The organism is Streptomyces sp. NPDC020875 (genome assembly GCF_040641415.1).
Classification (GTDB): Bacteria; Actinomycetota; Actinomycetes; order Streptomycetales; family Streptomycetaceae; genus Streptomyces.
The window spans coordinates 1-10,872 of the sequence record NZ_JBFADP010000108.1 but is presented as its reverse complement, the minus strand read 5'-3'; the positions used below and the strand labels follow the sequence as shown (position 1 = coordinate 10,872).

11 protein-coding genes are annotated in these 10,872 nt (G+C 72.8%); 7 read left to right on the top strand and 4 right to left on the bottom strand.

Annotated features, from left to right (window positions below; genetic code table 11):
* Positions 1–489: 489 nt before the first annotated feature.
* The 3 genes from tyrS to AB0G74_RS33680 all read right to left on the bottom strand — a co-directional run bounded on the left by tyrS (position 490) and on the right by AB0G74_RS33680 (position 4,968).
* Entirely contained in the window at positions 490–1,788 is a 1,299-nt protein-coding gene (gene tyrS / locus AB0G74_RS33690; RefSeq protein ID WP_361154356.1) for a tyrosine--tRNA ligase, read from the bottom strand.
* Between the two features lie 119 nt (positions 1,789–1,907).
* Positions 1,908–3,299 (bottom strand): metallopeptidase TldD-related protein, encoded by a 1,392-nt coding sequence (locus AB0G74_RS33685; RefSeq protein ID WP_361154353.1) that lies wholly within the window; start codon positions 3,297–3,299, stop codon positions 1,908–1,910.
* Between the two features lie 145 nt (positions 3,300–3,444).
* Complete coding sequence (locus AB0G74_RS33680) at positions 3,445–4,968, bottom strand: TldD/PmbA family protein (protein ID WP_361154350.1); 1,524 nt, start codon at positions 4,966–4,968, stop codon at positions 3,445–3,447.
* Positions 4,969–5,244: 276 nt separating this feature from the next.
* Here AB0G74_RS33680 and fabG point away from each other — a divergent pair, with 276 nt between their 5' ends.
* The 3 genes from fabG to AB0G74_RS33665 all read left to right on the top strand — a co-directional run bounded on the left by fabG (position 5,245) and on the right by AB0G74_RS33665 (position 7,333).
* Positions 5,245–5,949 (top strand): 3-oxoacyl-[acyl-carrier-protein] reductase, encoded by a 705-nt coding sequence (fabG, locus tag AB0G74_RS33675; RefSeq protein ID WP_361154347.1) that lies wholly within the window; start codon positions 5,245–5,247, stop codon positions 5,947–5,949.
* 5 nt (positions 5,950–5,954) lie between these two features.
* Positions 5,955–6,728 carry an enoyl-ACP reductase FabI gene (fabI, locus tag AB0G74_RS33670; RefSeq protein ID WP_361154345.1) on the top strand — a complete coding sequence of 258 codons (774 nt, stop codon included), beginning with the start codon at positions 5,955–5,957 and terminating at the stop codon, positions 6,726–6,728.
* Between the two features lie 182 nt (positions 6,729–6,910).
* Positions 6,911–7,333: a hypothetical protein gene (locus AB0G74_RS33665; RefSeq protein WP_361154342.1), complete on the top strand. Its 423-nt coding sequence runs from the start codon at positions 6,911–6,913 to the stop codon at positions 7,331–7,333.
* Here the strand turns inward: AB0G74_RS33665 and AB0G74_RS33660 are convergent.
* Positions 7,296–7,982, bottom strand: a complete 687-nt coding sequence (locus AB0G74_RS33660; RefSeq protein ID WP_361154340.1) for a FadR/GntR family transcriptional regulator — start codon at positions 7,980–7,982, stop codon at positions 7,296–7,298. The genes AB0G74_RS33665 and AB0G74_RS33660 overlap by 38 nt on opposite strands.
* Positions 7,983–8,083: 101 nt before the next feature.
* On the opposite strand from AB0G74_RS33660, the gene AB0G74_RS33655 reads away from it, so the two are divergent.
* The 4 genes from AB0G74_RS33655 to AB0G74_RS33640 all read left to right on the top strand — a co-directional run bounded on the left by AB0G74_RS33655 (position 8,084) and on the right by AB0G74_RS33640 (position 10,756).
* Positions 8,084–9,448 carry an MFS transporter gene (locus AB0G74_RS33655; RefSeq protein ID WP_361154337.1) on the top strand — a complete coding sequence of 455 codons (1,365 nt, stop codon included), beginning with the start codon at positions 8,084–8,086 and terminating at the stop codon, positions 9,446–9,448.
* A 4-nt stretch (positions 9,449–9,452) separates the two neighbouring features.
* On the top strand, positions 9,453–9,575 hold the full coding sequence (locus AB0G74_RS33650) for an SGM_5486 family transporter-associated protein (RefSeq protein WP_358826396.1): 123 nt from the start codon (positions 9,453–9,455) through the stop codon (positions 9,573–9,575).
* Between the two features lie 220 nt (positions 9,576–9,795).
* Positions 9,796–10,014 carry a hypothetical protein gene (locus tag AB0G74_RS33645; protein WP_361154335.1) on the top strand — a complete coding sequence of 73 codons (219 nt, stop codon included), beginning with the start codon at positions 9,796–9,798 and terminating at the stop codon, positions 10,012–10,014.
* Between the two features lie 181 nt (positions 10,015–10,195).
* Positions 10,196–10,756 (top strand): histidine phosphatase family protein, encoded by a 561-nt coding sequence (locus tag AB0G74_RS33640; protein WP_361154332.1) that lies wholly within the window; start codon positions 10,196–10,198, stop codon positions 10,754–10,756.
* Positions 10,757–10,872 lie beyond the last annotated feature (116 nt).

The following is a 10,872-nucleotide window of genomic DNA, read 5'->3' as shown; positions in this document are numbered from 1 at the left end:
CGCCCCCTATGCCTTCGGCAATGGGGGGACCCCCAGCGCCTTGGCCCTCCGGGTGAGGCCCACAACCCGGGCCGCGCCCGGCAGCCTGATCTTGTCGGCGGTCTGCGGGCCGTCGGTGGCTTGTCGCGCAGTTCCCCGCGCCCCTAAATACTCTTTCCGGCACCGCCCCTGGAATAGGGCGTCGGCCTTGAGGAAAAAGGGCCCGGCCTCATTCCGAGGGCGGTCAGGAGGGCAACCAGGGGCGCGGGGAACTGCGCGAGCAACCACCCACGGGCGGTAGACCGCGAACAAGAATCAGTGGCTGGGCGGGACCCGGGTTGTTCGGGGCGGTGCCTCGGAGGGCCAAGGCGCCGAGGGCCCCCATTGCCGGAGGCATAGGGGGCGCGGATGCCCGGGACGGGGGCGGCTCCCCTGGAGCCGCCCCCGTCCCGTTACCCCACAGCGGGAGGCGCCCCGCAGCAGGCGGGGCGCCTCAGCCTCAAGGCGTCGTTACCCCACAGCGGGAGGCGCCCCCGCGGGAGGCGTCTCCGTGATCTCGATCGCCGCCAGGTTCTTCTTGCCGCGGCGCAGGACGAGCCAGCGGCCGTGCAGCAGCTCGTCCGGCGAGATCACCGCGTCCTCGGCCGTGACCTTGACGTTGTTCACGTAGGCCCCGCCCTCCTTCACGGTCCGCCGGGCCGCCGACTTGCTGGCGACCAGGCCGACCTCGGCGAAGAGGTCGATCACCGCGCCCGGCTCGGCGACCCGGGCCACCGGCAGCTCGGCGAGCGCCGCCCGCAGCGTCGGCTCGTCGAGGTCCGTCAGCTCGGCCTGGCCGAAGAGGGCCTTCGCCGCGTTCTCCGCCGCCGCGCACTGCTCGGCGCCGTGGACCAGCGTCGTCAGCTCCTCGGCCAGCGCCCGCTGGGCGGCCCGCGCCTGCGGGCGCTCCTCGGTCAGCCGCTCCAGCTCCTCGATCTCCGCACGGGACCGGAAGCTGAAGATCCGCAGGTACTGGGAGACGTCCCGGTCGTCCGCGTTCAGCCAGAACTGGTAGAAGGCGTACGGCGTGGTCCGCTCGGCGTCCAGCCAGATCGTGCCGGACTCCGTCTTGCCGAACTTGGTGCCGTCGGCCTTGGTGATCAGCGGGGTGGCCAGCGCGTGGACCCGCGCCTCCGGCTCGACCCGGTGGATCAGGTCCGTACCGGCGGTCAGATTGCCCCACTGGTCGCTGCCGCCGGTCTGGAGCACACAGCCGTACCGCCGGTACAGCTCCAGGTAGTCCATGCCCTGGAGGATCTGGTAGCTGAACTCGGTGTAGCTGATGCCCGCGTCCGAGTTCAGCCGCCGGGCGACCGCCTCCTTCGCGATCATCTTGTTGACCCGGAAGTACTTGCCGACGTCCCGCAGGAACTCGATCGCCGACAGGCCCTGCGTCCAGTCCAGGTTGTTGACCATGGTGGCCGCGTGGGGGCCCTCGAAGTCGAGGAACCGTTCGATCTGGCCGCGCAGCCGGGCGACCCAGGCCGCGACGGTCTCCGGGTCGTTCAGGGTCCGCTCCGCCGTCGGCTTGGGGTCGCCGATCAGGCCCGTCGCCCCGCCGACCAGACCGAGCGGACGGTGGCCCGCCTGCTGGATCCGGCGCAGGGTGAGGATCTGGACCAGGTTCCCCAGGTGGAGACTGGGCGCGGTCGGGTCGAAGCCGCAATAGAACGTGATGGGACCGTCCGCGAACGCCTTGCGCAATGCGTCCTCGTCGGTGGAGAGGGCGATCAGCCCGCGCCACCGCAGCTCGTCGACGATGTCCGTCACGACTCTCGTGTCTCCTCGGCTCTGCGATAGGTGTGACGCGCGCCATACGCCCGAGGCGTACGGTGCGCGGGGTGACCGGCGGCGCACACCTCGGGGGGTGCGCCGTGGCCCCTTCGAGGTTATACGCCCGGGCTCACCGAACTCATATTGAAATCGGGGACCCGCAGCGCCGGCATCGCGGCCCGGGTGAACCAGTCGCCCCACTCGCGCGGCAGGGTCCGCTCCGTCCGGCCCGCCTCGACGGCCCGGGAGAGCAGATCGACGGGCGATTCGTTGAACCGGAAGTTGTTCACCGCGCCCACCACCTCGCCGCCCTCGACCAGATAGACGCCGTCCCTGGTCAGCCCGGTCAGCAGCAGGGTCGCCGGATCGACCTCGCGGATGTACCAGAGGCAGGTCAGCAGCAGTCCGCGCTCCGTCGAGGCGACCATCTCCGCCAGGGACCGGCCGTCGCCGCCGTCGAGGATCAGATTGCCCGCGCCCGGTGAGACCGGCAGCCCGGTCAGCCCGGCGCTGTGCCGGGTGGTGACCAGGCGCTCCAGCTTTCCGGCCCGGATCCAGTCCGTGGCGGCCACCGGCAGCCCGTTGTCGAAGACGGAGGCGTCGTCGCCCGACGAGTGCGCGAGTACGAACGGCGACGATTCGAGGCCCGGCTCGCGCGGGTCGCTGCGGAGCGTCAGCGGCAGGGTGCTCAGCCGCTCCCCGATCCGGGTCCCGCCGCCGGGCCGGGAGAAGACCGTACGGCCCTCGGCCGCGTCCCGGGCCGCCGACGACCACAGCTGGTAGATCAGCAGATCGGCGACGGCCGTCGGCGGCAGCAGCGTCTCGTACCGCCCGGCGGGCAGCTCGATCCGCCGCTCCGCCCAGCCCAGCCGTTCGGCCAGCTCGGTGTCGAGGGCGGCCGGGTCCACGTCCGTGAAGTCACGGGTGGCGCGCCCGGCCCAGGCCGACCGGGACCGGTCCGGGGACTTGGCGTTCAGTTCCAGGGTGCCGTTGGGCTGGTCGTGCCGGAGCCGCAGCCCGGTGGAGGTCCCCAGATAGGTCGAGGTCAGCTCGTGGTTGGCGAAGCCGTACAGCTCCCGGCCGCCCGCCCGGGCCCGGGCGAACGACTCGCCCAGCGCCGGGGCGAACCGTTCGAAGACCGCCGACGAGGTCTCGGCGGGCGGTTCGGTGAAGGCCGGGTCCGCGTCCCGGCCGGCCACCAGCGGCTGGGCGTCCTCGGCGGGCCCGGCGGCCCGGGCCGCCGCCTCCGCGGCGCGTACCAGCGGCTCCAGATCGGCGTCGGTGACGGCGGACCTGGTCACCACGCCCGAAGCGGTCCCCTCGGCGCCGTCGACGGTCGCGATCACCGTGAGCGTCCGGCCCCGGGTGACCCCGTTGGTGGTGAGCGCGTTCGCGGCCCACCGCAGATTGGCGGTCGAGTGCTCGTCCGCGATCACCACACAGCCGTCGGCGGTGGAGAGTCCCAGGGCCCGCTCGACGATCTCGTACGGCTTGCTGTTACGGCTCATCGACCGGCCTCCTGCGTCGTGTTCCAGCTCTGCTCACCGGGGGCGCCCGCCCCGGTCCCGTGCTCCGGCCGCCCGCTCGCCGACCGGCCCCGCGCCTCGTACCGGGGCGGCCTCGCGCCCCGGCCCGGACGGTGCTCCGGCCCGTTCACCGGCCCGCCTCCTGCGTCGTATTGAGGATGTTCACCCCGCGGAAGAGCGCCGAGGGGCAGCCGTGGGAGACCGCGGCGACCTGGCCCGGCTGGGCCTTGCCGCAGTTGAACGCGCCGCCCAGGATGTACGTCTGCGGGCCGCCGACCTGCTCCATCGAGCCCCAGAACTCCGTGGTCGTGGCCTGGTACGCGACATCGCGCAGCTGGCCCGCGAGCCGCCCGTTCTCGATCCGGAAGAACCGCTGGCCGGTGAACTGGAAGTTGTAGCGCTGCATGTCGATCGACCAGGACCGGTCCCCGACGACGTAGATGCCCCGCTCGACCCCGCCGATCAGGTCCTCCGTCGACAGTCCGCCCGGCGCGGGGCGCAGCGACACATTCGCCATCCGCTGGACCGGGACGTGCGCGGGGGAGTCGGCGTAGGCACAGCCGTTGGACCGGCCGAGCCCGGTCAGCTTCGCGATCCGCCGGTCCAGCTGGTACCCGACCAGCTTTCCGTCCTCGATCAGGTCCCAGGACTGGGCCTCGACGCCCTCGTCGTCGTAGCCGATGGTCGCCAGACCGTGCTCGGCCGTCCGGTCGCCGGTCACATTCATCACCGACGAGCCGTACTCCAGGGTCCCCAGCTGGTCGAAGGTGGCGAACGAGGTGCCCGCGTAGGCCGCCTCGTACCCCAGCGCCCGGTCCAGTTCGGTGGCGTGGCCGATGGACTCGTGGATCGTCAGCCAGAGATTGGTCGGGTCGACGACCAGGTCGTAGCGGCCCGCCTCGACGCTCGGCGCCCGCATCTTCTCCGCCAGCAGCTCCGGGATCCGCTCCAGCTCGGAGCCCCAGTCCCAGCCGGTGCCGGTCAGATACTCCCAGCCGCGGCCCGCCGGGGGCGCGATGGTGCGCATCGAGTCGAACTCGCCGGTCGTCTCGTCCACCGCGACCGCCGTGAACTCCGGGTGGAGCCGGACCCGCTGCTGGGTGGTGACGGTCCCCGCGGTGTCCGCGTAGAACTTGTTCTCCTGCACCGTGAGCAGGGACGCGTCGACATGCGCGACCCCGTCTGCGGCCAGCAGCCGGGCGCTCCAGTCGGTCAGCAGGGCCGCCTTCTCCTCGGCGGGCACGTCGAAAGGGTTGATCTCGTACGAGGAGACCCAGGTCCGGTCCGCGTGCACCGGCTCGTCCGCCAGCTCCACCCGCTCGTCGGAGCCCGCCGCCGCGATCACCCGGGCCGACAGTTTCGCCATCGCCACCGCCTGCCCCGCCACCCGGGCCGCCGCGTCCATGGTCAGATCGACTCCGGAGGCGAAACCCCAGGCCCCGCCGTGCACCACCCGGACCGCGTAGCCCAGGTCGGTGGTGTCGGAGGAACCGGCGGGGCGGGCGTCGCGCAGCCGCCAGGAGGCGCTGCGGACGCGTTCGAAACGGAAGTCGGCGTGATCGGCGCCGAGGGCCCGGGCCCGGGCCAGTGCCGCGTCGGCGAGCGCCCGCAGCGGCAGCGCCGTGAACGCCGCGTCGATGGAATGAGGCACCAATGTCTCCTGTCGTCGAGACCGGCGGTTCGCCTTCCCCGTACCGGTCGTGCCCGATCATGTCGCGGGAGTCGGCCGTTGCCCAGCGTCTTTCCCCGCCTTCGGCGGGACGGCCCGGTACCCCCCGTCCGGGGAACTCGGCCCCGGCTTTCTGTAGGGATTCGACAGTGCCGCGTCGAAGGCGCTGTCAGGGCCCGATTCTCCGGCAGCCTCCCCGGACCGATAGTTTCGGGGGGTACCCGGCAGTACCAGTCCGTCGATCGAAAGGGTGAACCGTTGAGCCGCTCGGTTCTTGTCACCGGAGGAAACCGGGGCATCGGCCTCGCCATCGCCCGCGCCTTCGCCGACGCCGGAGACCAGGTCGCGATCACCTACCGCTCCGGCGAGCCCCCGGAGGGCTTCCTCGCGGTCCGGTGCGACATCACCGACGCCGAGCAGGTGGAGCAGGCGTACAAGGAGATCGAGGAGAAGCACGGCCCGGTCGAGGTGCTGGTGGCCAATGCCGGCATCACCCGGGACCAGTTGCTGATGCGGATGACCGAGGAGGACTTCGTCTCCGTCCTCGACACCAACCTCACCGGCACCTTCCGGGTCGTCAAGCGCGCCAACCGCGCCATGCTGCGGGCGCGCAAGGGCCGGGTCGTCCTGATCTCGTCCGTCGTCGGGCTGCTGGGCTCCGCCGGACAGGCCAACTACGCCGCCTCCAAGGCCGGTCTGGTCGGCTTCGCCCGCTCCCTCGCCCGTGAGCTGGGCTCGCGGAACATCACCTTCAACGTCGTCGCGCCCGGATTCGTCGACACCGACATGACACAGGCGCTCAGCGACGAGCAGCGCGCGGGCATCATCGCCCAGGTGCCGGTCGGCCGGTACGCCAAGCCGGAGGAGATCGCCGCCGCGGTGCGTTTCCTCGCGTCGGACGACGCCTCGTACATCACCGGAGCCGTCATTCCCGTTGACGGCGGATTGGGCATGGGTCACTGATCAGCATGAGCGGAATCCTCGCGGGCAAGCGCATCCTCGTCACGGGTGTGCTCACCGACTCCTCCATCGCCTTCCACGCCGCCAAGGTGGCGCAGGAGCAGGGCGCCGAGGTCATCCTCACCGGCTTCGGCCGGCTCTCCCTCGTCGAGCGCATCGCCAAGCGGCTGCCCGAGCCCGTGCCGGTGATCGAGCTGGACGTCACCAACCAGGAGCACCTCGACGGGCTCGCGGACCGGATCCGGGAGCACGCGAGCGACGACACCGGCCGGATCGACGGCATCGTCCACTCGATCGCCTTCGGCCCGCAGGGCGCCTTCAACTTCCTGGAGGCGTCCTGGGAGGACGTCTCCACCGCCGTACACGTCTCCGCCTACTCCTACAAGGCGCTGACGATGGCCTGCCTGCCGCTGATGGAGGAGGGCGGCGCGGTCGTCGGGCTGACCTTCGACGCCACCATCGCCTGGCCGAAGTACGACTGGATGGGCGTCGCCAAGGCGGCCCTGGAGTCCACCAACCGCTATCTGGCGCGCGACCTGGGCCCCAAGGGCATCCGCTGCAACCTCGTCTCGGCCGGTCCGCTGAAGTCGATGGCGGCCAAGTCGATCCCCGGTTTCGAGGATCTGTCGGACGTGTGGAACCACCGGGCGCCGATTGGCTGGGACCTGACGGACCCCGAGCCGGCGGGCCGCGGCATCGTGGCTCTGCTCTCGGACTTCTTCCCCCGCACCACCGGCTCGGTGGTGCACGTGGACGGCGGCGTCCACATGATGGGTGCCTGAGCGGCCCCGGCCGTACGGCGTCCGACGCCCCGCTCCCCGCGATCGCGCGGGGAGCGGGGCGTCGCCCGTTCGGCCCCCGGCGGGTGCGGCGGGCCGGACGGCGGGGGAGGGTGGAGAGGCCATCCCCCTTGTGGTGCAGCCGCGGTCCGGCGGGCCGCCGTACGGCCGAGGAGGTTTCGCCAGTGCGTACGACGGAGCGCGCCGCGCGGGCCCTCGTCGCCCCGCTGCTCACGCTGGCCGCGATCCTGGTCGGCGCCGTACCCGAGGCGGTGTCGCAGAACGGGCCGGCGGCCGAAGCCCCCGGTCCCGGGGAGTCGGCTCCGGCGGATTCGGCGGCCGGTGCCGGGACGCCGGAGCCGTACCGGGCCGAGTGCCGTACCGAGACCGACGGCTCGTACGCTACCGCCTACTGCCACAACCCGTATCCGGTGACCGACCGGGTCCGGCTGCACATCGAGTGCGACCGGTGGTGGGACGTGGACGTCGACGGCCCGCCCGTCGACATCGGCCCGGCGCAGTACGTCGAGCTGACCGACCGCTGCTGGCAGCGGGTCCGCGCGGTCTGGGTCACCCATCTCCCGTTCGGCGGCCGTTCGGACAGCTGAGGTGGTAGCTCGCCGCCTCGGCCGCCGCCGCGTCGCCGTCGCCCGCGCGGATCGCCGCCACCAGCGCCGCGTGGTCCATATGGCGCTCGGGACGCAGCTCGGGCCCCACATGGTCGGCCAGCCGGTCCCGTACGACATCGCCGAGGTCCGCGTACAGCTCGCCCAGTACGTCGTTGTGCGCGGCGGCGACCACCGCCAGATGGAAGGTGAGATCGGCGGCGACGAACCGTCCGGCGTCCCCGGCCCGCCAAGCCTCCTCGCGCCGCTCCAGCAGGGTGTCGAGCTGGGCGAGATCCCGTTCGGTACGCCGCTCGGCGGCCAGCCGGGCCGCGGTGGACTCCAGGGCCGAGCGGACCTCGGCCACATGGCGGGGCGTGGAGTCGGCGAACCGGCGCCGCATCACCCCGGCCAGCTCGCTCGTCGCGACGACATACGTCCCCGAGCCCTGGCGGATGTCGAGGAGCCCGTTGTGGGCCAGGGCGCGGACCGCCTCCCGGACGGTGTTCCTGGCCACCCCCAGTTCCTCGACCAGCTCCGGTTCGGTGGGGATCCGGGAGCCGACCGGCCACTCGCCCGAGGTGATCTGGTTCCGCAGCTGGGCGATCACCTGATCGGTGAGGCCGGAGCGCCGGGGTGAGGTCAGCGTCATGGATGCTCCTGGTGGCGGGCCGGTGCGGGCCGGTGCGGGGCGGTCCGGAGAAGCCGTCCGGAAGTGGACGGTCAATCATCCCATGATTCTATGATGGTGCCATGTCCGACGAGCCCACCACCCGGCGCGCCGCCCCGCCCGGCACCCCGTCCCCGGTATCCCGTACGTCCCGGAGAGCCGCCGGGGCCGCCCCGGCGGGCGGATCCGGCACCCCCGGCACGGTCTGGTTCACCCGGCTCGTCGTGGTCGCCGTCGTCCTCGCCGCCCTCAATCTGCGGCCCGCGATCACCAGCCTCGGCCCCCTGCTGGAGGAGGCCCGTACCGGACTCGGGATGAGCGGCACCGTCGCCGGGCTCCTCACCTCGGTCCCCGCCGCCACCTTCGCCGTCTTCGGGATCGCCGCCCCCCGGCTCGCCCGCCGCTTCGGGCCCGCCGCCGTCGTCTGCGCGGGTCTCGCCGCAGTCGCCGCCGGGCTGCTGCTCCGGCCCTTCGCGGGCGGTACCCCCGGCTTCCTCGCCGCCACCGCCCTCGCCCTGATCGGCATCGCCGTCGGCAACGTCCTGATGCCGGTGATCGTCAAGCGGTACTTCCCGGACCGGGTCGGCACCATGACCGGCCTCTACTCCATGGCCCTGGCCATCGGTTCCTCCGTCGTCGCCGCCACCACCGTGCCCCTCACGACGGCGCTGGGCGGCGACTGGCGTACCGGCCTCGCGGTCTGGGGCCTGCTCGCCGCCGTCGCCGTCGCCCCCTGGGCGCTGGTGGTACGCGACCGGAGACACCGCCCCCGGGACGCCGCCCCCGCCGGGGACGCGGCTCCGGCCGCCCCGTCCCCGGCCACCCCGTCCCCGAGCGGCGCCGGCGAGCGCCCCGCCGGGCGGATCGTCCGCAGCCGTACCGCCTGGGCGCTGGCCGGATTCTTCGGGATCCAGGCCACCGGCGCGTACATCACCATGGGCTGGCTGCCGCAGATCTTCCGGGACGCGGGCGTGCCCGCCGGGACCTCCGGCGTACTGCTCGCCGTCACTATGGTGATGGGCGTACCGCTCGCCTTCGTCATCCCCCGGCTCGCCGCCCGGCTCCGCCACCAGGGCCCGATCGTCGTGGTCCTCGGACTCAGCGGCTTCGCCGGTTACACCGGACTCCTCATCGCCCCCGCCGCCGGCGCCTGGGCCTGGGCGCTGCTCCTCGGGATCTCCAACTGCGCCTTCCCCCTCGCGCTCACGATGATCGGGCTGCGGTCGCGGTCCGCCGCCGGGGTGGTCCGGCTCTCCGCCTTCGCCCAGTCCACCGGCTATCTGATCTCGATCCCCGGCCCGCTGGTGGTCGGTGTGCTGTACGAGCACAGCGGCGGCTGGCAACTGCCCCTCACCCTGATGGCGGGGCTGCTGGTGCCGCAGATCCTGCTCGGGACACTCGCGGGACGGGACCGGACGATCGAGGACGAGACGGGGATGCGAGACTGAGGGCATGCAGCCAGTTCTCGAACCGAACCCCCAGAACGGCCAGCGGAAGCTCCTTCTCGTCTTCGGGACGATGATCGGCTTCTTCGTCGTGGTCGGCATCATCGCCACCATCGCCTCACCCGGATAGGCCGGTTGGCCCGGACGGCGGCGGGCCGCCCCCGGCGGTGGATGGTGGGGTTCTCCCCACCATCCCCTAGGGGGCCGGCCTCAGGGACCAATGGGTGGGCCACCGGATGGGAACGGGCTCCCCGCGTCCCTAGGCTGGAGTTCGTTCCGGTTCCAGGGCTCCTCGTGCCCCGGGGCCGGGGCGACCACACCCCGGCCCGGACCAGCCCGAGGAGGCAGCCATGCCCGCCCCGCCCGCCCGGTCCGTCCGTTTTCCGAACGCGGCACCGGCCCGTGACGCCGTCGGCAGCCGGCTGCCGTGGTGGGGGATCGCCCTGCCCGTCCTCGCCTTCGCGCTGCTGTTCGTGCTGATCGCCGAACCGGCCCGGGCCGACTCCCCGGCGGGGCAGCCGCTGATCGCCCCGATGGTGGAGTACCTGAGGCAACTGCTCGCCCGCTGACCGCCCCGCCGCGCCCGCCGCCGTGGTCGGCCGTACGAGCCTTCGCGCAGACCCCCGTCCGGGCGTCCCGGGGACCGCCGTCACGGCGTCGTCCGCCCCCGCCGCCGGGAAACCCGCCGCCGGGAAAGCGGGACGTCAACACCCCGCGCCCGCTGGCCCGTTTCGTGCGAAGCTGGGGGACATGAGCGTCGCCACGTCTTCCGGAGGGGCAGCCTCCGACTCTCCCGGGTCCACCGACTCCCGCAGGATCGTTCTTCTCAGGCATGCGAAGGCCGACTGGCCCGAGGTGTCCGACCACGAGCGGCCCCTCGCCGAGCGGGGCCGCAAGGACGCCCCCGTCGCCGGACGCCGACTCGCCGGTACCGGGATCAGCTTCGACCTCGCCCTCTGCTCCTCCGCCGCCAGAACCCGTGAGACCTGGAAACTGGCCGTCGGCGAGCTGCCGCACCGACCGCGCACGGTCTACGAGGAGCGGCTCTACGAAGCGTCGCTCGGCGAACTGATCGCTCTGGTGAACGAGGTCCCCGACGAGGTCTCCGATCTCATCCTGATCGGGCACAACCCCGGTATGCACGCCCTCGCCGACGCCCTGGCGGGTGAGGCCGAGGGCGATCTGCTGCCCCGGATGAACCGCAGCGGGTTCCCGACCTCGGCCTTCGCCGTCGTCACCTTCAACGGCGGCTGGAAGTCCGTGGAGCACGGCGTCGGCAGGCTCGTCGACTTCTGGACACCCCACCCCTGACCCCGGCCGCCGTCGGCCACGACGTTCCGGCTCACCGGTCCCGACGAAGGCCCCGGCGCGAGGACCGCGCCGGGGCCTTCGTCGGGACCGGGGGGGGGGGGGCGGTGGGGCGGAGG